Origin of the sequence: Streptomyces sp. NPDC056948, from assembly GCF_042674225.1 — a bacterium.
GTDB classification, from domain to species: Bacteria; Actinomycetota; Actinomycetes; order Streptomycetales; family Streptomycetaceae; genus Streptomyces; species Streptomyces purpurascens.
On record NZ_JBHUQX010000131.1, the window covers coordinates 1 to 21,663 of the forward strand.

Consider the following 21,663-nt stretch of genomic DNA (forward strand, 5'->3'; position numbering starts at 1 on the left):
GAGCGCCGGAAGGGTTACGGAAACCGCCATGGTTTCGGTTGCTCCTTACGGAAAGTGCGGAAGTCTGTGTCGTCGCTTCTCGACCGAGGGGTCAGTCGTGCGAGTGGAGGGGCTTGCCGGCCAGGGCCAGGTGGGCCTCGCCGAGCGCCTCGTTCTGCGTCGGGTGGGCGTGGACGAGCTGCGCGACCTCGGCGGGCAGCGCCTCCCAGTTGTAGATCAGCTGGGCTTCGCCGACCTGCTCGCCCATGCGGTCGCCGACCATGTGGACGCCGACCACGGCACCGTCCTTGACCTGGACGAGCTTGATCTCGCCCGTGGTGTTCAGGATCTTGCTCTTGCCGTTGCCCGCGAGGTTGTACTTCAGAGCGACGACCTTGTCCGCGCCGTAGATCTCCTTGGCCTTGGCCTCGGTGATACCGACGGAGGCGACCTCCGGGTGGCAGTACGTCACCCGCGGGACACCGTCGTAGTCGATCGGAACGGTCTTCAGACCGGCCAGACGCTCCGCCACCAGGATGCCCTCGGCGAAGCCGACGTGCGCGAGCTGGAGGGTCGGGACCAGGTCACCGACGGCGGAGATGGTCGGGACGTTGGTGCGCATGTACTCGTCGACCAGCACGTAGCCGCGGTCGATGGCGACGCCCTGCTCCTCGTAACCGAGCCCGGCGGAGACCGGGCCGCGGCCGACGGCGACCAGCAGGACCTCGGCCTCGAACTCCTTGCCGTCGGCGAGGGTGACCTTGACACCGTCCTGGGTGTACTCGGCCTTCTCGAAGAACGTGCCCAGGTTGAACTTGATGCCGCGCTTGCGGAAGGCGCGCTCGAGCAGCTTGGACGAGTTCTCGTCCTCGACCGGCACGAGGTGCTTCAGGCCCTCGATGACCGTGACGTCCGCACCGAAGGACTTCCAGGCGGAGGCGAACTCGACGCCGATGACACCGCCGCCGAGGACGATGGCCGACTTCGGCACACGGTCCAGGACGAGGGCGTGGTCGGAGGAGATGATGCGGTTGCCGTCGATCTCCAGGCCGGGCAGCGACTTCGGCACGGAGCCGGTCGCGAGCAGCACGTGACGGCCCTGGACGCGCTGGCCGTTCACATCGACGGAGGTCGGGGAGGACAGCTTGCCCTCGCCCTCGATGTACGTCACCTTGCGGGAGGCGACCAGGCCCTGCAGACCCTTGTACAGGCCGGAGATCACGCCGTCCTTGTACTTGTGGACGCCGGCGATGTCGATGCCCTCGAAGCTGGCCTTCACACCGAACTGCTCGCTCTCGCGGGCCTGGTCGGCGATCTCGCCCGCGTGCAGCAGAGCCTTGGTGGGGATGCATCCCCGGTGCAGGCAGGTGCCGCCGACCTTGTCCTTCTCGATCAGGGCGACGTCCAGGCCCAGCTGCGCCCCGCGCAGGGCCGCGGCGTAACCACCGCTGCCACCGCCGAGGATCACTAGGTCGAAAACGGTGCTGGCGTCGTTCGCCACGTCACGTCCTCCATGCATGTGCGCCGTACGCCGGTCTTCACTGACCGGCAGGCGGCTGGTGTCCGGCCGCTCGTTCTTCGGCCCTTCGGTGGGGCCCTGTCCTGCCGAGCCCCATCTTCGCACTTGTCGACACACAAAGAGACGCCGGGCTGCTGTGTGAGACGCCCCACGTTGTCCGACCTGCGGGGCGCGGGGAACCGAACGACCGGCCCCCACGCCCCGCACCCGGTGACTCAGCCCAGGTCGCCCGCGGCCGTCAGCTCGGCCAGCCGCACCAGCGTGCGCACGGCCGTCCCGGTGCCGCCCTTCGGCGTGTACCCGAAAGGCCCGCCCTCATTGAACGCCGGCCCCGCGATGTCGAGGTGCGCCCAAGTGATCCCCTCGCCCACGAACTCGCGCAGGAACAGACCGGCGACCAGCCCGCCGCCCATCCGCTCGCCCATGTTCGCGATGTCGGCCGTGGGAGAGTCCATCCCCTTGCGCAGGTGCTCCGGCAGCGGCATCGGCCACGCCGGCTCCCCGACCTCCTCGGCGGCCTCGTGCACCGCGGAGCGGAACGCGTCGTCGTTGCCCATGATCCCGAACGTCCGGTTGCCCAGCGCCAAGACCATCGCCCCGGTCAGCGTCGCCACGTCGACGATCGCGTCCGGGTTCTCCTGGGAGGCCGCCCACAGGGCGTCGGCCAGCACCAGGCGGCCCTCGGCGTCGGTGTTGAGCACCTCCACCGTCCTGCCGCTGTACATCCGCAGCACGTCACCCGGACGGGTCGCGGAGCCGGAGGGCATGTTCTCGGCCAGGGCGAGCCAGCCGGTGACGTTGACCTCCAGGCCCAGCCGGGCGGCGGCGACGACCGCGGCGAACACGGTGGCCGCGCCGCTCATGTCGCACTTCATCGTCTCGTTGTGACCGGCCGGCTTGAGCGAGATGCCGCCCGAGTCGTAGGTGATGCCCTTGCCGACGAAGGCGAGGTGCTTCTTCGCCTTCGAGGAGGTGTAGGACAGCTTCACCAGGCGCGGTCCCGCCGCCGAGCCGGCCCCGACGCCGAGGATGCCGCCGTAGCCGCCCTTCTCCAGGGCCTTCACGTCGAGCACCTGCACCTTGATGCCGTGCTCCTTGGCCGCGGCCTGCGCGACCGCGGCGAACGCCTCGGGGTTCAGGTCGTTCGGCGGGGTGTTGATCAGGTCGCGGGCGCGGTTGAGCTCCTCGGACACGGCGGCGGCACGCTCGATCGCCGCCTTGTACGCCTTGTCGCGGGGCTTGCCGCCGAGCAGGGCGACCTCGGCGAGAGGGCCCTTGCCGTTCTTCGCCTTGGCGTCCTTGCCGTTGTCCTTGTAGGCGTCGAAGGAGTACGCGCCGAGCAGCGCGCCCTCGCCGATCGCGCCGGCGTCGGCGGCGTCCGCCAGGGGCAGGGCGAAGGCGGCCTTCTTGGTCCCGGCCAGGGCACGGGCGGCGACGCCGGCGGCCTTGCGCAGGGCCTCGGTGCCGTAGTCGGCGTCCTTCTCGGGTACCGCGCCCAGGCCCACCGCCAGTACGAGCGGTGCCTTGAAGCCGGACGGTGCCGGCAGCTTCGTCGTCTCGCCCTCGGCACCGGAGGCGCCGAGAGTCTCCAGGACGCCGGCGAGCTTGCCGTCGTACGCCTTGTCCACGGCCTCGGCGCCCGGTGCGACGACCGGCCCCTTGGCACCCTTGGCGACACCGATCACGATCGCGTCGGCCCGCAGACCGGGCGCCGCGGCGGTGCTGAGAGTGAGAGCAGTCACGGTGGTGAAATCTCGCTTCCGATGTGAAGTTGCGATGGTCGAACGGTGTGGGTCGACCGGGCCCGAGCCGACCCTATTCCGACGTCAGGGTCCGGTATCCACGGGGCCTTCCCCGGTGCGGCGAACACTCGACGACGAGACTACGCGCGTGGCCGCGTTCGCTCATTACTGCGGGTGTTCACCTGTCGGTCGCGTAGTAGCCATTTCTTGATCCTCCATGGCGGTGAACTCAGTCACACTCGCTCGGATCCGGTGAGAGTGCCGCTCCCCGCTTTGCATGATTTTCACTGATCCTCCTCTGTTCGGCCTCTGTTCGACCGCAAGAGGAGCTCTGGGATCTTCTGGGGGAGGAACCATGGCGCAGCGTGCGCGCAGGTGGAGAAACACGGCCGCGGCGATGACGGCGGCAGGCATGATCACGGCCGGCGCGGTGGCGCCCGGGGCGGCGGCAGCGGAGGAACCGCGCATCGATCTCAAGGTGCTCGTGGTGGACAACGGCGACAGCCCCGTCAAGGCCGTCACCGCCCAGCTCAGGAGCACGGGCGTCCCGTACACCACCGTCGACCTGGACGACTCCGGCCGCCCGGAGATCACCGAGTCGTTCCTGAGCGACACGGTGAACGGCAGGCCCCGCGCCAAGTACCAGGGCGTCGTCCTGCCGAACGAGGCCCCGTTCGGCGCGGGCTCAGCCGAGCAGAGCGCCCTGGAGGCGTACGAGCGGACGTACGGCATCCCCCAGGTCGACGCCTACACCTGGGCACACCCGGAGGTCGGCCTCGACTACACCAGCGAGGGCGGCTGGGCAGGCACCCTCGACGGACGCGAGGCATCCGTCACCGCGGCCGGGAAGGCAGGCCGGTTCGGCTACCTCGAGGGCGCTTTCCGGTTCGAGGACAACGCGCCGGATGTGCAGGAGAGTTATGGCTATGTCGCCCGGCCCCGCGCCGGCTTCACCAGCTACGTCGACATCCCCGTGCCCGGCGGCACCGGCCGCGGCAGCCTCGTCGGCGAGTACGCCCATGACGGCCGCCGCGAACTCGTCGTGACCTTCGCGTACAACGGCAACCAGCAGCAGTTCCGGCTGCTGGCCCGGGGCATCGTCGAGTGGCTCACCCAGGGCGTGCACCTGGGGCAGACCCGCAACTCCTTCGCCGTGCACGTCGACGACGTGTTCGCCCCGGACAGCCGCTGGGACACCGAACGCGACTGCACCCCGGGCGACTTCGACTGCGCGGGCGGCGACGGCGAGGGCACCACGCCGATCCGCATGACCGCGGACGACGCCGCCTACGCCGCCCAGTGGCAGCGCGAGCACGGCTTCACCATGGACATGGTCTACAACGCCGGCTCCGGCGAGGAGTGGAAGTCCGAGCACGGCGGCACCGACGCCCTCGCCGACCGGCTGGTCGCCGACAAGGCCCAGTACCGCTGGGTCAACCACACCTACACGCACCCGTTCCTCGGCTGCGTCCAGGACACCTCGAGCGTGCCGTGGAGCTGCGCGAAGAACGCGGACGGCTCGACCCGGTACATGGGCCGCGCCGAGATCGCCGCGCAGATCCGCGACAACCACAACTGGGCCGTGAGCAAGGGCCTCCCGGTCGACCGCGCCGAACTGGTCACCGGTGAGCACTCGGGCCTGAAGACGCTGCCCCAGCAGCCCGCCGACAACCCCAACCTGGCCGGTGCCCTCGCCGACACCGGCGTCAAGTGGATCGCCTCGGACAACTCCCGCGAGCCCGAGCAGCGGGCGATCGGCAACGCGCTGACCGTCCCGCGCCACCCGATGAACGTGTACTACAACGTGGGCACGGCGGCCGAGATGGCCGACGAGTACAACTGGATCTACACCTCGCGCGGCGACGGCGGCAGCGGCGTCTGCGAGGACAACCCCACCTCGACCTGTCTGGACGAGCCGCTCGACACCACCACCGGCTACGCCGAGCACATCGTCCCGCAGGAGGCGCGCACCGCCCTCGGACACGCCCTCGCGGGCGACCCCCGGCCGCACTACGCGCACCAGTCCAACCTGGCCGAGGACCGGCTGCTCTACCCGGTCATGGAGAAGGTGCTCGCCGACTACCGGGCGCTGTTCGCCGACGACACCCCGCTGGAGAACCCCCGGCACAGCGCCATCGGCACCGAGGTGCAGCGCCGCGCCGCCTGGCAGACCGCCCTGACGAACGGACGCGTGACGGCGTACCGCATCGGCACCACCGTCACCGTCACCGCCCCGTCCGGAACCCAGATCCCGGTGACCGCCCCGGAGGGAACCAAAAAGCAACTCCTGCTGGGCACCACCACCTTCGGCACCCCGTACGCGGGATCCCGCTCGGCGTGGACCGGCCCGGCAGCACTCCAATCGGCGCTCACGCTGAGGCTCCCGTAAAGGGGCGCGGGGAACTGCGCGACCAGCCCACGACAAGCCGTCACTCGGCATCCGGGCAGCAGCTCCCCGCACAAATTCCGCATCACAAGGGGGAATCACGCATGAGGCGAACAGGCCGTCATGTCTCGATGCTCACAGAAGGCACCTACCCACACGTCCACGGCGGCGTCAGCACCTGGTGCGACCAACTCGTCAAGGGCATGCCGGAGGTCGACTTCCACATCGTCTCCCTCACCGGCAGCGGCCGCGAACCCGTCACCTGGGACCTGCCGTCCAACGTCTACGCACACACCTCGGTCCCCACCTGGGGCCCGCGCCCCGGCCGCAGCAGGCCCCCCTACGGCAAGGCCCGCCGCCGCTTCACCGACATCCACGAGCGCTTCCTGCTCTCCTTCCTAGACCCCGGCTCGCCCACCGACTTCGGCACGTGCCTGAACGAGCTGGCCGAACTCGCCCGGGACGGACGCCTGTCGGCCGCGCTGCGCACCGAGTCGGCGCTGCGGTCGCTGATGTGGATCTGGACGATGCCGCATCTGCCGACCGCCGCCGCACGGCCCACCGTGCACGACGCCCTGACCGCGACCGACCTGCTGGAACACGCCCTGCGCCCGCTCGGCGTCCGCATCCCGGAGGACTCCGTCGCACACGCCGTCAGCAGCGGCCTCGCGACCCTGCCCGCGCTCGCCGCCCGCCACCTGGACGGCGTACCGTTTCTGCTCACCGAGCACGGCATCTATCTGCGCGAGCGCTACCTCGGCTACCGCCGCGACGCCCAGCGCTGGCCCGTGAAGGCGTTCATGCTCGGCTTCTACCGCGAGCTCAACTCGTACGGCTACCGCGCCGCCGATCTGATCACCCCGTGCAACCAGTACAACCGCCGCTGGGAGGAACGCGGCGGCGCCGACGCCGGCAAGATCCGCACCGTCTACAACGGCGTCGACCCGGCCGCCTTCCCGCACGCCGGCCCCGAGCCCGAGGTCCCCACCCTCTCCTGGTGCGGCCGGATCGACCCGATCAAGGACCTGGAGACCCTGATCCGGGCCTACGCGATGGTGCGCGCCGAGATGCCCGCGACCCGGCTCAGGCTCTTCGGCCCGGTCCCGCCCGGCGGCGAGGCCTACCTGACGCGGCTGGAGAAGCTCGCCGCCGAACTGGGCGTCACCGACGGCCTGACCTTCGAGGGCCGTATCACCGAGGTCTGGCGGGCCTACGCGGCCGGGCATCTCGTCATGCTGTCGTCGATCTCCGAGGGCTTCCCGTTCTCCATCATCGAGGCCATGTCCTGCGGCCGTACGACGGTGTCGACGGATGTCGGCGGGGTGTGCGAGGCCGTCGGCGACACGGGTCTGGTCGTACCCCCGCGCGAGCCGGAGAAGATGGCCGCAGCCGCCCTGACCCTGCTCAAGGACGACCAAAGGCGTCTCGAACTGGGCGAGTTGTCGCGTCAGCGCGTCATCGACCGGTTCACGCTGCGCCGCTCGGTGGACGCCTTCCGCACCGTCTACAAGGAACTCGCGGGCGAGGACGAGGTGTACGAGCCCACCCTGGAGACGGTCGCCGACTGGACCCTGGAGCTGCGCGACCCCTGGTACGCGGCCGTGGCGACGGACGGGGCCGGCTGGTGAGCGGAAGCGTCTGGCTCCCCCCGGGCTCCCGCCCGGACACCCTGCCCTACATCCCCCGGCAGCGCGCCACGCCGAGCTGGGCCCGGCCCGACCCGGTCGACGAACTCGCCGCCCGTCTGGAGGACTTCATCGCCGCGGCCGTCCACCCGGACGAGATCGCCGCCCTGCTGGAGTCCGACGGCCTCTCCGACGACCAGATACGCGAGCGGTACGGCGTCAAGAACTCCTTCGCGCTCGCCGAGACCCTCTACGAAAGCGTCGAACGCCGCTACCCCGAGCCCGACGGCCCGTTACCCGACCCCTGGCAGACCGGCCTGCTCGGCTGTCTGCTGCGCGGCGTCGTCTTCGCCCTGCCCGGCCTCGCCTACGTCCTGGGCGCACCCCTGTTCGCCGGCGACGACGACTTCGGCCTCCCCGCGGGCACGGTCCCGCTGCTCGCCGGCGCCCTGTGCGGCTGGACGTGGAACCAGGGCCTCGCCCACCGGGCGTACGCATGGCTGGGGCTGGGCGACCGGACGGCCGCCCGGCGCGCCCTGCTGCTCGGCGCCCCGGCCGGCGCCCTCCTCGGCTCCGTGGTCGCCCTGGCCTGTGCCGCCGGCGCCGCCCCGGCCGCGGTCGCCTTCGCCGCCGGGCAGTCCTGCTATCTGGCGGCGGCGACCGTCCTGCTGGTGATGGGCCGCGAACGGCTCCTGCTGGCCGCCCTCGCGCCGATGGCGGCGGGCGCGGTCCTGTCCCTGGCCGGCCCGCTGCCCGAGGCCGCGAGCCCGGTCCTGCTGCTGGGCTCACTCACGGCGGTCGCGGCCCTCGCCGTGCGCGAAGTGGCACCCGCCCTCAAGGAACCGGGCGAGGGCCGCTGGACCGTGGGCCTCGTCGCCCTGCTGCCCTTCGGCGCGTTCGGCACCGCACCCGCGCCCGGGCGCCCCGCCGGGCCCCGGCTCACGGGCTCCCTGCCGTACGCCCTGTTCGGGCTCGCCACCGGCGTCCTCGTGCTGTACGCGGCACTCGGCGACGTCCTCGCCGGTGAGACCGGCAGCGCGGTCGCGGCCCCTGCCGCCGTGGCGCTCACCCTCAGCATGGGCCCCGCGGAGTGGCTGCTGTATCGATTCCGCAGCGACAGCCTCGCCGCGCTGCGCTCCAGCGGCACCGCCGGGGCCTTCCGGCGCACCACCGTCCTCACCGTCGTCCAGTGCCTGGCCGCCTACCTCGCCGCCCTGCTCGTCCTGAGCCTCGCCGCCTCCGCCCTGTGGCCGCACTCCCCGGTCCCCGGCGGCGTCCGGCCGGCCGGGCTGCTCCTGCTGGGCGTGGTGCTGTGGACGGGCCTGCTGCTCCAGTCGTTCGGCGCGGTGACCGGCGCGACGGCGGTGTGCTGCGCCGCCGCCCTCGCCCAGACCCTGCTCCTCGTCACGCACACCGGGGACCCGCACCAGGCGGGCCTGGCCGTGTACGGCACGGCGGCCGTCGTCCAAGGCGCCCTGGTGTGCGCCCTGCTGGGGAGGGCAACAGCCCACCGATGAGCACTCTCCTGGTCCCGTACTACGAGCACCCGTCCGTACGCCCCGCCGAATGGGAGGCGATCGTGGCCGCCGCGCCCCGCCTCTACGGGGTGGTCCTCAACCCGGCCAGCGGGCCCGGCGACCGCCCCGACACGGCCTTCGCCGAGGTCGCCGCCCGGCTGCGGGGCGCGGGCGTCCGGGTCCTCGGGTACGCCGACACCGGCTACGGCCGTCGCGCCACCACCGACGTCGTCCGCGACCTCACCCGGCACCGCGACTGGTACGGCACCGACGGCGCCTTCCTCGACCAGGTCCCCTCCGGGCCCGAGCAGTTCGAGTACTACCAGCGACTGGCGGTGGCCGCCTGGGGCGTCGGCTGCGGCACCCTCGCCCTCAACCACGGCACGGCACCGCACCCCTGCTACGCCCGCATCGCCGACGTCCTCGTCACCTTCGAGGGCACCTGGGCGTCGTACCGCGCGCTGCGCCCCGAGCCGTGGCCCGGCGGCAGCGACGTCCGGCTGTGCCACCTGGTGTACGACGTGCCGCCCGATGCCGATCCGGAGGGCCTGGCCAGGGCACGGGGCGCGGCGGTGCATTGTGCGGTGCCCGGCACCGGCGATCATCCTTGGGGCACACTGCCGTACACCCTGCACAACCCGGAGAACACCCCGTGAGACGCACGTCCTTGCTCGTCGCCCTGCTCGTCCTGCTGCTCGCCGGCTGCACCCAGAAGGAGACTGACGGCAAACCAGGCCCGCGCTGGCAGCCCCGGCCGGGCACCGCCTGGCAGTGGCAGCTCAGCGGGCGCCTGGACACCTCCGTCGACGTGCCGGTCTACGACATCGACGGCTTCGACCACTCCGAGGCCACCGTCACGCGCCTGCACCGCGAGGACCGCAAGGTCATCTGCTATCTGTCCACCGGCGCCTGGGAGGAGTTCCGCCCGGACGCCGGGAAGTTCCCGAAGGCCGTCCTCGGGCGCGGCAACGGCTGGAAGGGCGAACGCTGGCTGGACATCCGCCGCACCGACGTCCTGGAGCCCCTCATGGCGGCCCGGATCGACATGTGCCGCGACAAGGGCTTCGACGCGGTGGAGCCCGACAACATGGACGGCTACCGCAACGAGACGGGCTTCCCGCTGAAGGCCGCCGACCAGCTCCGCTACAACCGCCTCATCGCCCGCCTGGCCCACGACCGGGGCCTGGCCGTCGGCCTGAAGAACGACCTGGACCAGATCCCCGAGCTGGTCGGGGACTTCGACTTCGCGGTCAACGAACAGTGCGCCCAGTACGGCGAGTGCGCGGCCCTGAAGCCGTTCGTCGACGCGGGCAAGGCCGTCTTCCACGTCGAGTACGAGGTGCCCACCCGCCGCTTCTGCGCCGAGTCCCGCCGCCTGAAGCTCAGTTCGCTGCTCAAGAAGTACGAACTAGGGGTGTGGCGACAGGCCTGCTGAGCCCGACGCCGGAGACCGCCGTGCCCGCCACCCGGTCGGCGAGGGAACGCCGGCCGGGGGAGAGGACCGGCAGCGCGTTCAGCAGGAACAGCACCACCGCGACCGCCCACACCAGCACCGACAGCACGACCTGGCCCTCGACCAGCAGCACGCAGGCCACCGCGTACACGGCGACGTCCGCGGCGGTGGTGACGGCTGCCCGCCGCGCGGCCCGGCGCGGGCGGCTCGGGGTGACCTTCAGCCCGACCAGGGCCTTGCCGACCGTGCGCCCGGCCAGCGCCAGGCACACCCACTGGTAGAGGAACACCGTCAGCACCAGCAGCCCGAAGGCCTGCTCGACGTAGAGCACCGACTTGTTCCACAGCGAGAGCCCCAGGTCCTCGGAGGCGTCGAGCACATCGCCGCGCGAGGTCAGCAGGTCCAGGCCGCCGCGGGTGGCGAGTTCGGGCACGTCGGTGACGAGCGCGGAGATCCGGTGGAAGGTGAGCACGGCGAGCGCCGAGGCCAGCGCCACCACCAGTGCGAAGTCGACAGACCAGGCCACGGCACGGCGCAGCTTCGGCATGAACATCCCCCGATCACTTGTGTGTTCGGGGGATGAAGCTAGCGGCCGGGCGGCCGGGGCAGGAGGGGGACGAGGAGATCGTTTCAGCCCAGTGACAGAACGACCAGCGCCGTCGTCGCCGCCGTCTCCGCGAGCCCGCCGAACACATCCCCGGTGACCCCGCCGAAGCGGCGCGTGCAGTGCCGCAGCAGCGCTTCGGCGGCGGCCAGGGAGAGGACGACCGCGCACACGGTCCGGACCACGTCGTACGGCCCCCAGAAGGCGCTGCCCGCTGCCGCCGCCCCCGAGACGGCGACGGCGGTGAGCAGCGCCCCGCGCAGGGGCACCACGCCCGCGACCGCCGCCCCCAGCCCCTCCGGCCGGGCCGCCGGGACCCCGGCCCGGGCCGCCAGGGTCAGGGCCAGCCGGGCGAGAGTCGCGGAGACGACCGCGGCGAACGCGCCCCGGGCCCAGGAGGCGTCGTAGGCCTGGGCGAGGGCGGCGACCTGCGCGAGCAGGACGAAGACGAGGGCGATGACCCCGAACGGCCCGATGTCCGACTGCTTCATGATCCGCAGCGCGTCCTCGGCGGGCTTCCCGCTGCCCAGCCCGTCGGCGGTGTCCGCGAGCCCGTCAAGATGCAGACCCCGGGTCAGCAGGGCCGGTACGGCGGCGGTGGCCGCGGCGGCGAGCAGTCCGCCCGCCCCGAGGAACAGCAGCACCAGCCCGACGGCGGCGGCGGCCACGCCGACGGTCAGCCCCGCGAGCGGAGCGCAGAGCATGCCGCCTCGCGCGGCCTGACGGTCCCACCGGGTCACCCGGACCGGGATCACGGTGAGGGTGCCGAAGGCGAAGCGGAGACCGTCGAGGGGCGAGGTTCTGGGCACCGGCGCAGGCTACCGGCCGGTCAGGAGAGCGGGCACGGCGGCCGAGGATAAAGTTCGCATATGGGATGGTTCGAGCGGAACATCATGGAACCCGGCAAGCTGCCGCTGCTTCTCGCTCTCATCTCCTTCGTGCTGACCTTCGTGATCACCCGGGGCATCACCCGCCTCATCCGGGCGGGCAAGGGCCCCTTCCGGAACATCAGCAGCAGTGGCGGTGTCCACGTCCACCACGTGGTCCCCGGCGTCATCCTGACGATCATCGGCGGCTTCGGCGCGGTCGCCGGCGGCCAGCACGGCTTCGGCTCGTGCCTGGCCGCGGTGCTCTTCGGCATCGGGGCGGGACTCGTCCTCGACGAGTTCGCCCTGGTCCTGCACCTCGCCGACGTCTACTGGACCCCGGACGGCCGCAAGAGCGTCGAGATGGTCGTCCTCACCGCCTCCCTCGTGGGCCTGCTCCTGCTCGGCTTCTCGCCGCTGGGCGTCAACGACCTCTCCGAGGACCAGCAGCAGAACCGCGCCGTCGTCCTCGGGAACGTCGTCGTGAACTTCGGGTTCGCCCTCATCGCCCTGTTCAAGGGCAAGGTCCGCATCGCCGTCCTGGGCGTGATCATCCCCCTCGTCGCCCTGATCGGCGCCGTACGGCTGGCCCGCCCCACCTCGCCGTGGGCCAAGCGGTTCTACCGGAACCGCCCCCGCGCCCGTGCGAAATCCGGCCTGCGGGCCTACCACCACGACCGCCGCTGGGTGGGCCCCCGGCGCAGATTTCAGGACTGGATCGGCGGCGCGCCCGACTCCGAGCCCGTCCGGTCCCTCGAACACCGCTGACGCAGTGCACCGGCCGCGCACAGCACCAGCACGGCCGCGATCGCCGCCAGATGCTCCTTGCCCGCGAGGTTCTCCTTCACGGCGACCTCGGCCACCATGGCCACGATCACCACCGCCGCCGTGGCATACGCGCGATAGCGCAGCCCCAGGTAGACGGCAAGACCCACCACCGCCGCCGACGGCCCGGTGTCCACGACCCGCGCGTCCGAGGCGGGCAGGCCCAGCGGGGAGTCCGGGCCCAGCCAGATGCCCAGGCGGGCGTAGAGCGTGCCCGCGAGGGTCGCGAGGTAGGCGATGAACAGGGCCCGCCGCCATCCCAGGCAGAGCTCCGCGATACCGAACACCAGCAGGATCTGCGCCAGCGCACCCCACACCGGCAGATCCAGAGCGGGCACGAACAGCGACAGCGGCGTCCGCAGCAGCGCGAGCCACAGCGGGTCCTCGGCCCGCACGGCACCGATGTCCTGTACGAACCGGTAGCCCCACGACTGGTTGTGCACGAAGTGCAGCACGGACGTCAGGCACACGGCCCCGGCCGCCATCGGCACCGCGCGCAGGTGCCGCTCCCGCAGCGGCCCGCGCACCGCGGCGTACAGCCGCCCCCATTCGGCGCGGGCCCAGCGGGCGAGCGTGGTCATCGGGTCGTCCTCGTCCGTGGGCCGGTGCGGCAGCGGGTGTGCGCGGTGCCTGTGGCTCAGTCAAACCGACACCACACGCGAAGACCGACCGGAACGGGACGAAGTTGAGCCAGGTGTGCGTGACCTGGATCTCCCGGTTGCTACTCCTCCGAGGGAACCTCGGAGTCCTCCGTGACCTCCGGCTTCTCCGACTCCTTCGGCTTCTCGGGCAGCTCCGCCGCCAGTGCCGCGGCGGCCTGCACCAAGGGGAGCGCCAGCAGCCCGCCCGCGCCCTCGCCGACGGTCACGCCCTGGGTCAGCAGCGGCTCCAGGGCCATCCGGTCCAGCGCCTTCGCCTGCCCGGGCTCGCCGCTGTCGTGCGCGGCCAGCCACCAGTCCGGTGCCCGGAACGCGATCCGCTGCCCGACCAGCGCGCACGCGGCCGTCACGACCCCGTCGAGCACCACCGGCAGCTTGCGCACGGCGCTCTGCAGCAGGAAGCCCGTCATCGCCGCGAGATCGGCCCCGCCGACCGTCGCCAGCAACTGCAACTGGTCCCCGAGCACCGGCCGGGCCCGGCGCAGCGCGTCACGGATCGCCGCGCACTTGCGCATCCAGGCCAGGTCGTCGATCGCCAGCCCGCCGCGCCCGGTGACGACCGACGCGTCGACCCCGCACAGCGCCGCGACCAGCACGCCCGCGGCCGTCGTCCCGCCGACGCTCACATCGCCGAGCACCACCAGATCCGTACCGGAGTCGGCCTCCTCGTCGGCCACCGCGACCCCGGCCCGGAACGCCGCCTCGGCCTCCTCCAGGGTCAGCGCGTCCTCGATGTCGATCCGCCCGCTGCCGCGCCGCACCCGATGCCGGACGACGTCCTCGGGCAGGGCCTCGGGATCGCAGTCCAGGCCCATGTCGACGATCCGCACCGGCACGCCGAGCCGCCGCGCCAGCACCGAGACGGGCCTGCCGCCTTCCAGCACCTCGCGCACCAACTCCCCGGCACCGGCCGCAGGCCGGGCCGAGACGCCCAGCTCGGCGACGCCGTGGTCAGCGGCGAAGAGCACCACCCGCGGCCGTTCGACCGGCCGCACCGGCACCGCGGACTGCGCCGCCGCCAGCCACTCACCCAGGTCGTCGAGGCGGCCCAGCGATCCTGGCGGCACGATCTGCCGCTCCCGGCGCGCCTCGGCGTCACGGCGGACCCCGCCGTCCGGACGCTCGATCAGATCGGTGAAGTCGTCGAGATTAAGCGAGCTCATTCGCCGAACAGTACCGGCCCTGATCGAACAGCACGGCGCCACATCGCGACTCCGTCACGGCGACGTCGTTGCACCCAAGATCGGCATCCCATACGTTCCCGTTTGCAGCGGATTGTCGTACGTCCCTGCCGTACGTCTCGCGCCCGGGAGCCGCCCATGCCCGAACTTCCCGCCCCCTCCGTCCCCCAGGCGACCGCGCCGGTCCACGAACCGCGCCGCGAGGACTGCCCCTGGTGCGGCTCCGGCCGGCTGCGCAACCGGCTGCGCACCGGTGACCTGCGGCAGTACAGGCCGGGCAACTTCACCGTCGACGACTGCCGCGACTGCGGCCACACCTTCCAGAACCCCCGCCTCACGGCCGAGGGCCTCGCCCACTACCGACGGACCGTGTGCGGAGCGCCCAGGGACCCCACGGCCGACGCCCTCGTCGCACTGCGCGCCGGCCAGCACCGCCACCGGTCGGCCGCCCTGGCCATGCGGCCGTTCGGGGAGCCCGAGAGCTGGCTGGACGTGGGAACGGGCCACGCGCGCTTCCCGGCGACGGCTCAGGAGTTCTTCCCGTACACCTCATTCGACGGCCTGGACGACACCCCGAGCGTGGTCCGGGCCGTCTCGGCCGAACGCGTCGAGGAGGCCCACGTCGGCCGTCTGTCGGACCCCCGGATCTCCGGCCCGCTGCGCGCCCGCTACGACGTGGTCAGCATGCTCCACCACCTGGAGGGCGCCCCCGACCCCCGCGCGGAACTCCACGCCGCCCTCCACGTCCTGCGCCCCGGCGGCCACCTGCTCATCGAGACCCTCGACCCCCGCAGCGTCTTCGCCGCGCTCCTGGGCCGCTGGTGGCTCCCCTACGACCAGCCCCGCCACCTCCACCTGCTCCCGCCGCGCAACCTCCGAGCCGAACTGGAGACGACCGGCTGCACGGTCCTCACCCTCGACCACCGCCCCACCCACATCCCCCACGACCTCTCCGGCGCGACGTCCCTGGCTCTCTCCCACGCCCTCCCGGCCCCGGACACACCATGGCGAGCCATCCCCCCGCCCCCCTTCCGGCGCCACGCCCGGGAGGTCCTCCTACGAGCGGGCCTCCCACTGGTGGGCGTGGCGTCACTGGCGGACCACCTACTGGCCCCGATCGCCCGCCGCACACGCTTGGCGAACACGTACCGCCTGATCGCCCACAAACACACGTAGCTGCGGGCATGCGTGCCTCCCCCAGTGCCTTAAGGGCCTGGGAGGTGCCCCCAGGGCGGCACGGGTGGGCGGTGGGGGTCCCCCCGCTCGAGCGAAGCCGAGAGTGGGGGAGGCACCTCGTCGCGCCGAGCTGCGCACCCACCCCGCCTCAGCCCCCCATCTACAGCACCGGTCACCCCCGCAGCACCAACGCCTGCCCCGCCACCACCAACAGCACCTGCTCACACTGCTCCGCGAACCCCGCGTTCAGCCGCCCGAGTTCATCCCGGTACCGCCGCCCCGACGCGGTCGCCGGCACAATCCCCGACCCCACCTCGTTCGACACGGCGACAACGGCCCGCCGACTCGAACGCACCGCCTCCGTCAACTCCCGCACCCGCTCCCGCAGCGCCTTCTCCCCCCGCTCCGCCCACACCGCGTCGTCCCACGCCCCGACGGAGTCCATCGCATCCGTCAGCCACAACGACAGACAGTCGACCAGCACCGGGGGCCCTTCCTGCGCCAGCAGCGGCACCAGATCGCAGGTCTCCACCGTCTGCCACGACCCCGGCCGCCGCTCCCGATGCGCGGCCACCCGCACCGACCACTCGGTGTCCCCGTTGCGCGACCCGCCCGTCGCCACGTACAGCACGTCGGGAAAGGCTTCCAGCCGGCGCTCGGCCTCCACCGACTTGCCCGACCGCGCCCCGCCCAGCACCAGCGTGCGCCGCGGTACGTCCGGCACGTCCTCGTACGCCCCCACCGCCAGCGTCGCCCCGTCCGGCACCGCCCGCGCCCCGGCCGCCGCGAGCCGCCGTCCGAGCTCCGGGCCCGGCGGCACGTCGTGGTCCAGATGGACGGCGACCACATCGGTCGTCGGCCCCACCGCCCCCACCGCCCGCAGCTTCGCCAGCGCGTCCGGCCGCCCCGTGACATCCGCGAGGACCATGTCGTACGGCTCGGCCGGTTCCGCCAGCCCCGCCGGCGCCCCGCCCGGCGGCAGATACAGCAGCCGCTGCCCCTCCGGCCCGGTCACCGCGTACCCCGTGCCCGGCGCGTCCATCGCCACCGCCCGCACCCGGTGTCCCGTCAGCAGCGTCAACTCCTGCCTGTCCGGCACCCGTCCGGGCTGCGGCACCCCGGCCGGCACCTCGACCGCGGGCCCGTCGTGCGGATGCGACAACAGCACCTGCCGCACGCCGGTCAGCGAACGCCCCGCCCGAGCCGCCGCGAACGCCGCTCCGGGCGTCAGGTCGAGCAGCAGCGCCCCGTCCAAGAGCAGCGCGGTGGCCGCCCGAGAATCCGGCCCGAGAGCAGCCGCACAAGCCGCACAGGGACAATCGGGACGGGGGAGCCCCGCAGGAGCGCCGGTACCAAGCAGAGTGAGTTCCACGCCCCGATTCTCACCCGTGGCAATGCGTCATGCGTGACGAGACTGCCCTAAAGGGGCGCGGGGAACTGCGCGACCAGCCCACCACAACCCGCACACGCCCAACAACCCGCACTCCCGCAACGCCTATAACGCCCCACCCGGCGAAACGCTTAGGCTCGACACAGGAGCCGGACCAAGATCCGGCTCCTGCTGTGCAGTGTGCTCACACATGGGAGGCGTACATGGCGGCATGGACGTGGCGGTTCGAGAAGACCGACGGGACTGAGGTCCAGCCCGCGGTGCCGCCGGAGGATTTCCCCACCCAGGGGGATGCCGAGTCCTGGATCGGGGAGCACTGGAAGGCCCTGCAGGAAGGCGGTGCCGACCAGGTGCGGCTGTTCGAGGACGCCACGGAGATCTACGGGCCGATGAGCCTGCACGCGGCCGAGGCGTGAGCCCGGGGCGGGGGCCGACGGCCCTCGCCCTCCTCGTCAGCCCCTTACCCCGCACAGGTGAAGCAGCGCAGCCACCCCGCGGTACGGATCGGTCCGTCCGGCCCTCTCCTCCACCGCGAGCAGCGTCTGGACGTCGCCCGGGACCTCCGCGCCGTCCGCCGCCGTGTCCGTGAACACGCGCACCCCGTACCAGGCGTGCAGCGGCGCCCCGATGCCCGCGAGCGTCGAGGTCAGATCCTTCAGCCGGTCGGCCCGTACGTCGAGCCCCAGCCGGTTGCGATAAGCGGTCGTGTCGAAGGCGGTCAGCGCGTCGGCCCAGGCGCCGGACAGTCCCGGCCGCAGTGCGAGCGCGTCCCCGTTGCGCACGAGCAGGGACAGCAGTCCGCCGTGCGCGAGCATCCGGGCGAGACCCGCCAGCAGCGGGTCGGGCTCCTCCACGTACATGAGCACGCCATGACACAGGACCACGTCGAAGGCGCCCGGCAGGAAGTGCACACCGGTGTCCCGGCCGTCGCCCTCGATGATCCGCATCCGCTTCCGGATGCCCTCGGGTTCCCCCGTGAGGGACTCCCGGGCCACGGCGACCATCTTGGGGTCCTGCTCCAGACCGGTCACCTGGTGCCCGGCCCGGGCCAGCCGCAGCGCCTGCGTGCCCTGGCCCATGCCCACGTCGAGCACCCGCAGCCGCTGCCCGACCGGGAACCGCCCGGATATCTGCTCGTCCAGTTGCCGGGCGACCAGCTCCTGCCGGACCACATCGCGCAGCCCGCCGAGTCCGGTCACCCAGGCATCCGCCGCGCTCTCGGAAAACGGCGTCGTGGTCAGGGCCGCTCTCCGCGCTTGACCTGCGGCTTCGGCAGCCGGAGCCGACGCATCTGGAGAGAGCGCATCAGGGCGTAGGCGACCGCGCCACGCTTGTTCTCGCCGGCGAACCGCTCGGCGAGCTGCTTCTTCAGGCGGAAGGCGGAGACGAACGAGTCGAGCACGATCATCACGATCACCACGAGCCACAGCAGCAGCGCGACGTTCTGCAGCGACGCCACGCGCACCATGCTCAGGACGAGGATGACCACGGCCATCGGCAGGAAGAACTCCGCGATGTTGAACCGCGAGTCGACGAAGTCGCGCGCGAACCGGCGGACCGGTCCCTTGTCGCGGGCGGGCAGATACCGCTCGTCGCCGCTGGCCAGCGCCTGGCGCTGGCGCTCCATCGCGGTACGGCGCTCCGCGCGCTGTCGCTTGGCGGCCTCCTTGCGCGTCGTCGACGTGTTGGCCACGCTGCGGCGCTGCGACTGGGCCGCGCTGCGCTTGGGCGTGGGACGGCCCTTGCGGGCCTCGGGGTGACGGGGCTGACTGGAGTCGGTCACGGGCGCCTTGTCGGCGGCCTGGGCCTTCTCATCCTTCGCACGGCTACGGAACACAAAACCCAAGGGTAAGGGCTTCCCGGGCATGGACCCCAGTCCCGTGGGGAACGATCCGGCAACACCAGTCGTCTGTATGGGGACAGAGGGGACGTTGTGTACGGCTCCGGTCGTTCCCCGGGATGTACGCCTCCGGTAACCCCGGGGATCACCTACTCCCTACGCCGGAGCGGGAGCCCACGCAGTCGTCCTTGGGGATGAGCGCATCCGTCCCCGAACAGTGCGGTAATGGATGCAGGGCCCGTACTGTGGGTTCTGTCGCAGGAGCTGCAGCCGGAGTCGGTCAGAAGGGGGCGCGCGAAGCCCATGAGCGGTGTCATGAAGCGTATGGGGATGATCTTCCGCGCGAAGGCGAACAAGGCCCTTGACCGGGCCGAGGACCCGCGCGAGACCCTCGATTACTCGTACCAGAAGCAGCTTGAGCTGCTCCAGAAGGTGCGCCGCGGCGTCGCCGACGTGGCGACCAGCCGCAAGCGCCTGGAGCTGCAGCTCGCCCAGCTGAACAAGCAGTCCTCCACGCTGGAGGACCAGGGCCGCAAGGCGCTCGCGCTGGGCCGTGAGGACCTGGCCCGTGAAGCGCTGTCCCGCCGGGCCGCCCTCCAGCAGCAGGTGACCGACCTGGAGACCCAGCACGCGACGCTCCAGGGCGAGGAGGAGAAGCTCACCCTTGCGGCCCAGCGGCTCCAGGCCAAGGTCGACGCCTTCCGTACGAAGAAGGAGACGATCAAGGCGACGTACACGGCGGCCCAGGCGCAGACCCGGATCGGCGAGGCCTTCTCCGGCATCTCGGAGGAGATGGGCGACGTCGGCCTGGCGATCCAGCGCGCCGAGGACAAGACGGCCCAGCTCCAGGCCCGCGCCGGCGCGATCGACGAGCTGCTCGCCTCCGGTGCGCTGGACGACCCCACCGGCATGCACAAGGACGACATCCAGGCCGAGCTGGACCGGCTCTCCGGTGGTACGGATGTAGAGCTGGAACTGCAGCGGATGAAGCAGGAGCTGGCCGGGGGCCCGGCCGCCGGGAAGCAGGCCATCGAAGGTGGCACGAGCCAGTCGCAGCAGCAGGACGGGCAGCAGCAGTCGCAGGACACCCCGCGCTTCGACAAGCAGTAGGGGCCCACGCCTAGGAGGGCGACATGATCGTACGGATCATGGGGGAGGGCCAGGTGAGGCTGGCCGACGGCCACCTCACCGAACTGAACAAGCTGGACGACGAGCTCCTGGCAGAAATGGAGAACGGCGACGGTCCCGCCTTCCGTCGCACCCTCCAGGCCCTGCTGACCAGGGTCCGCGATCTCGGCGAGCCCCTCCCGGACGACTCCCTGGAACCATCGGAACTGATCCTCCCGTCCCCGGACGCGACCCTGGAAGAGGTCAGGGACTTCCTGAGCGACGACGGTCTGATCCCGGGGTGAGCCGGCCCCCGCGCCGAGCACCTCACACCCGACCGCCCATATCCCCGTACACCGCGCCCAGCTACCGTAATCAGCCGTGAGCACCCTCCAAAGGGCCAAAGTCCAGGCCAAGGCGCATCCCCTGGCGGTGGACGCGGTCCTGGCCGCAGGTGTCCTGGCCTGTATGGTCGCCGGCTCCTTCGTGGAGCCCCGGCACCGCGACACCGTCAACTGGGTCCTGCGCACCCCCGACTCCCTCAGCCTCGTCCTCATGGTCCTCGGCGCCGCCGCCCTGGTCTTCCGCCGCCGCGCCCCCATGACGGTCCTGGTCCTCACCGGCACGGTCTCCGTCGTGGAGTCCGTCACCGGCGACCCCCGCACCCCCGTCGCCATGTCCGCCGTCATCGCCCTGTACACCGTCGCCTCCACCACCGACCGCCCCACCACCTGGCGGGTCGGCCTGCTCACCACGACCGTGCTGACCGGCGCCGCCATGGCCGCCGGCCCTCTGCCCTGGTACGCGCAGGAGAACCTCGGCATCGTGGCCTGGGCCGGCATCGGCGCCACCGCCGGCGACGCCGTCCGCAGCCGCCGCGCCTTCATCCAGGCCATCCGGGAACGCGCCGAACGCGCCGAACGCACCCGCGAGGAGGAGGCCCGCCGCCGGGTCGCCGAGGAGCGCCTGCGCATCGCCCGGGACCTGCACGACGTCGTCGCCCACCACATCGCCCTGGTCAACGTCCAGGCCGGCGTCGCCGCCCACGTCATGGACAAACGCCCCGACCAGGCCAAGGAGGCCCTCTCCCACGTCCGGGAGGCCAGCCGCTCCGCCCTCAACGAGCTCCGGGCCACGGTCGGCCTGCTCAGACAGTCCGGCGACCCGGAGGCCCCCACCGAACCCGCCCCCGGCCTGGACCGCCTCGACGAACTCGCCGGCACCTTCCGCAACGCCGGCCAGCGCGTCGAGGTCGCCCGCACCGACCAGGGCACCGCCCTGCCCGCGGCCGTCGACCTGGCCGCCTACCGGATCATCCAGGAGGCCCTGACGAACGTGCAGAAGCACGCCGGGCCGCACGCCAAGGCCGAGGTCAGCGTCGTACGGGTCGGACCGAACGTCGAGATCACCGTGCTCGACGACGGCAGCGGCGAGGACGCGGCCCCGGGCAGCGGCGGCGGACACGGCCTGCTCGGCATGCGGGAGCGCGTCACCGCCCTGCGCGGCACCCTCACCACCGGTCCCCGCTACGGCGGCGGCTTCCGCGTCCATGCGATCCTGCCGGTCAAGAACCGCACACCGACCGGGGAGGACCCCGCATGACCATCCGTGTCCTGCTCGCCGACGACCAGGCGCTGCTGCGCAGCGCCTTCCGTGTGCTCGTCGACTCCGAGCCCGACATGGAGGTGGTGGGGGAGGCGTCCGACGGCGCGGAAGCGGTGCGGATGACGAAGGAGCAGCACGCCGACGTCGTCCTCATGGACATCCGGATGCCCGGCACCGACGGTCTCGCCG

General features: G+C 72.1%; 21 protein-coding genes. 12 read left to right on the plus strand and 9 right to left on the minus strand.

The features are described from left to right. Positions 1-91: 91 nt before the first annotated feature. Positions 92-1,480, minus strand: a complete 1,389-nt coding sequence (gene lpdA, locus ACFTZL_RS18645) for a dihydrolipoyl dehydrogenase (RefSeq protein ID WP_382583633.1) — start codon at positions 1,478-1,480, stop codon at positions 92-94. Positions 1,481-1,713: 233 nt separating this feature from the next. Then, on the minus strand, positions 1,714-3,240 hold the full coding sequence (locus tag ACFTZL_RS18650; protein ID WP_382583636.1) for a leucyl aminopeptidase: 1,527 nt from the start codon (positions 3,238-3,240) through the stop codon (positions 1,714-1,716). Positions 3,241-3,595: 355 nt separating this feature from the next. Between ACFTZL_RS18650 and ACFTZL_RS18655 the strand changes: the two genes are divergently transcribed. The 5 genes from ACFTZL_RS18655 (at position 3,596) to ACFTZL_RS18675 (ending at position 10,203) form a co-directional block, all read left to right on the plus strand. After that, entirely contained in the window at positions 3,596-5,629 is a 2,034-nt protein-coding gene (locus ACFTZL_RS18655; RefSeq protein ID WP_382583639.1) for a hypothetical protein, read from the plus strand. Between the two features lie 101 nt (positions 5,630-5,730). Continuing rightward, positions 5,731-7,254, plus strand: coding sequence for a GT4 family glycosyltransferase PelF (pelF, locus tag ACFTZL_RS18660; protein WP_382583641.1), 1,524 nt, complete (start codon positions 5,731-5,733; stop codon positions 7,252-7,254). Further along, positions 7,251-8,768 carry a hypothetical protein gene (locus ACFTZL_RS18665; protein WP_382583642.1) on the plus strand — a complete coding sequence of 506 codons (1,518 nt, stop codon included), beginning with the start codon at positions 7,251-7,253 and terminating at the stop codon, positions 8,766-8,768. Before pelF ends, ACFTZL_RS18665 begins: the two co-directional genes overlap by 4 nt. Beyond that, entirely contained in the window at positions 8,765-9,424 is a 660-nt protein-coding gene (locus tag ACFTZL_RS18670; RefSeq protein ID WP_382583644.1) for a spherulation-specific family 4 protein, read from the plus strand. Before ACFTZL_RS18665 ends, ACFTZL_RS18670 begins: the two co-directional genes overlap by 4 nt. Then, on the plus strand, positions 9,421-10,203 hold the full coding sequence (locus tag ACFTZL_RS18675; RefSeq protein ID WP_382583647.1) for an endo alpha-1,4 polygalactosaminidase: 783 nt from the start codon (positions 9,421-9,423) through the stop codon (positions 10,201-10,203). Before ACFTZL_RS18670 ends, ACFTZL_RS18675 begins: the two co-directional genes overlap by 4 nt. On the opposite strand, the gene ACFTZL_RS18680 is transcribed toward ACFTZL_RS18675, so the two are convergent. Together ACFTZL_RS18680 and ACFTZL_RS18685 are read right to left on the minus strand one after the other, a co-directional pair. Continuing rightward, a complete protein-coding gene (locus ACFTZL_RS18680; protein WP_382583649.1) occupies positions 10,163-10,768 on the minus strand; it encodes an RDD family protein in 606 nt (201 codons plus the stop codon). The genes ACFTZL_RS18675 and ACFTZL_RS18680 overlap by 41 nt on opposite strands. An 83-nt stretch (positions 10,769-10,851) precedes the next feature. Then, positions 10,852-11,634, minus strand: a complete 783-nt coding sequence (locus ACFTZL_RS18685) for an adenosylcobinamide-GDP ribazoletransferase (RefSeq protein ID WP_382583652.1) — start codon at positions 11,632-11,634, stop codon at positions 10,852-10,854. A gap of 60 nt (positions 11,635-11,694) precedes the next feature. On the opposite strand from ACFTZL_RS18685, the gene ACFTZL_RS18690 reads away from it, so the two are divergent. Beyond that, positions 11,695-12,459: a hypothetical protein gene (locus ACFTZL_RS18690; RefSeq protein ID WP_382583655.1), complete on the plus strand. Its 765-nt coding sequence runs from the start codon at positions 11,695-11,697 to the stop codon at positions 12,457-12,459. Here the strand turns inward: ACFTZL_RS18690 and ACFTZL_RS18695 are convergent. Continuing rightward, entirely contained in the window at positions 12,399-13,097 is a 699-nt protein-coding gene (locus tag ACFTZL_RS18695; RefSeq protein ID WP_382583658.1) for a hypothetical protein, read from the minus strand. The two genes, ACFTZL_RS18690 and ACFTZL_RS18695, sit on opposite strands and share 61 nt — an antisense overlap. Before the next feature lie 140 nt (positions 13,098-13,237). Continuing rightward, on the minus strand, positions 13,238-14,338 hold the full coding sequence (gene cobT / locus ACFTZL_RS18700; protein ID WP_382583661.1) for a nicotinate-nucleotide--dimethylbenzimidazole phosphoribosyltransferase: 1,101 nt from the start codon (positions 14,336-14,338) through the stop codon (positions 13,238-13,240). Positions 14,339-14,494: 156 nt separating this feature from the next. Here cobT and ACFTZL_RS18705 point away from each other — a divergent pair, with 156 nt between their 5' ends. Next, positions 14,495-15,532: a class I SAM-dependent methyltransferase gene (locus ACFTZL_RS18705; RefSeq protein WP_382583664.1), complete on the plus strand. Its 1,038-nt coding sequence runs from the start codon at positions 14,495-14,497 to the stop codon at positions 15,530-15,532. Positions 15,533-15,704: 172 nt separating this feature from the next. Here ACFTZL_RS18705 and ACFTZL_RS18710 read toward each other — a convergent pair whose 3' ends face one another. Beyond that, positions 15,705-16,904 (minus strand): bifunctional adenosylcobinamide kinase/adenosylcobinamide-phosphate guanylyltransferase, encoded by a 1,200-nt coding sequence (locus ACFTZL_RS18710; RefSeq protein ID WP_382583667.1) that lies wholly within the window; start codon positions 16,902-16,904, stop codon positions 15,705-15,707. A gap of 221 nt (positions 16,905-17,125) precedes the next feature. Here ACFTZL_RS18710 and ACFTZL_RS18715 point away from each other — a divergent pair, with 221 nt between their 5' ends. Further along, complete coding sequence (locus tag ACFTZL_RS18715) at positions 17,126-17,338, plus strand: hypothetical protein (protein WP_189724613.1); 213 nt, start codon at positions 17,126-17,128, stop codon at positions 17,336-17,338. Positions 17,339-17,374: 36 nt separating this feature from the next. Here ACFTZL_RS18715 and ACFTZL_RS18720 read toward each other — a convergent pair whose 3' ends face one another. Both ACFTZL_RS18720 and ACFTZL_RS18725 read right to left on the minus strand, forming a co-directional pair. Continuing rightward, on the minus strand, positions 17,375-18,079 hold the full coding sequence (locus tag ACFTZL_RS18720) for a class I SAM-dependent methyltransferase (RefSeq protein WP_382583685.1): 705 nt from the start codon (positions 18,077-18,079) through the stop codon (positions 17,375-17,377). An 80-nt stretch (positions 18,080-18,159) separates the two neighbouring features. After that, a complete protein-coding gene (locus tag ACFTZL_RS18725) occupies positions 18,160-18,759 on the minus strand; it encodes a DUF3043 domain-containing protein (RefSeq protein ID WP_382583671.1) in 600 nt (199 codons plus the stop codon). A 306-nt stretch (positions 18,760-19,065) separates the two neighbouring features. Here ACFTZL_RS18725 and ACFTZL_RS18730 point away from each other — a divergent pair, with 306 nt between their 5' ends. The 4 genes from ACFTZL_RS18730 to ACFTZL_RS18745 form a co-directional block, all read left to right on the plus strand. Next, entirely contained in the window at positions 19,066-19,872 is an 807-nt protein-coding gene (locus ACFTZL_RS18730; RefSeq protein WP_382583674.1) for a PspA/IM30 family protein, read from the plus strand. A gap of 23 nt (positions 19,873-19,895) precedes the next feature. Continuing rightward, on the plus strand, positions 19,896-20,174 hold the full coding sequence (locus ACFTZL_RS18735; protein WP_382583677.1) for a hypothetical protein: 279 nt from the start codon (positions 19,896-19,898) through the stop codon (positions 20,172-20,174). Positions 20,175-20,250: 76 nt separating this feature from the next. Further along, on the plus strand, positions 20,251-21,471 hold the full coding sequence (locus ACFTZL_RS18740) for a sensor histidine kinase (RefSeq protein ID WP_382583679.1): 1,221 nt from the start codon (positions 20,251-20,253) through the stop codon (positions 21,469-21,471). Beyond that, positions 21,468-21,663, plus strand: a 196-nt coding sequence (locus ACFTZL_RS18745; RefSeq protein ID WP_382583682.1) for a response regulator transcription factor, incomplete at its 3' end; no start/stop codon positions are given. The genes ACFTZL_RS18740 and ACFTZL_RS18745, both read left to right, overlap by 4 nt.

Coding starts and splice junctions, on each gene's coding strand:
- ACFTZL_RS18655 (WP_382583639.1), top strand. CDS start 3,596: ATGGCGCAGCGTGCGCGCAGGTGGAGAAACACGGCCGCGGCGATGACG.
- pelF (WP_382583641.1), top strand. CDS start 5,731: ATGAGGCGAACAGGCCGTCATGTCTCGATGCTCACAGAAGGCACCTAC.
- ACFTZL_RS18670 (WP_382583644.1), top strand. CDS start 8,765: ATGAGCACTCTCCTGGTCCCGTACTACGAGCACCCGTCCGTACGCCCC.
- ACFTZL_RS18680 (WP_382583649.1), bottom strand. CDS start 10,768: ATGCCGAAGCTGCGCCGTGCCGTGGCCTGGTCTGTCGACTTCGCACTG.
- ACFTZL_RS18690 (WP_382583655.1), top strand. CDS start 11,695: ATGGGATGGTTCGAGCGGAACATCATGGAACCCGGCAAGCTGCCGCTG.
- ACFTZL_RS18695 (WP_382583658.1), bottom strand. CDS start 13,097: ATGACCACGCTCGCCCGCTGGGCCCGCGCCGAATGGGGGCGGCTGTAC.
- cobT (WP_382583661.1), bottom strand. CDS start 14,338: ATGAGCTCGCTTAATCTCGACGACTTCACCGATCTGATCGAGCGTCCG.
- ACFTZL_RS18705 (WP_382583664.1), top strand. CDS start 14,495: ATGCCCGAACTTCCCGCCCCCTCCGTCCCCCAGGCGACCGCGCCGGTC.
- ACFTZL_RS18715 (WP_189724613.1), top strand. CDS start 17,126: ATGGCGGCATGGACGTGGCGGTTCGAGAAGACCGACGGGACTGAGGTC.
- ACFTZL_RS18730 (WP_382583674.1), top strand. CDS start 19,066: ATGAGCGGTGTCATGAAGCGTATGGGGATGATCTTCCGCGCGAAGGCG.
- ACFTZL_RS18735 (WP_382583677.1), top strand. CDS start 19,896: ATGATCGTACGGATCATGGGGGAGGGCCAGGTGAGGCTGGCCGACGGC.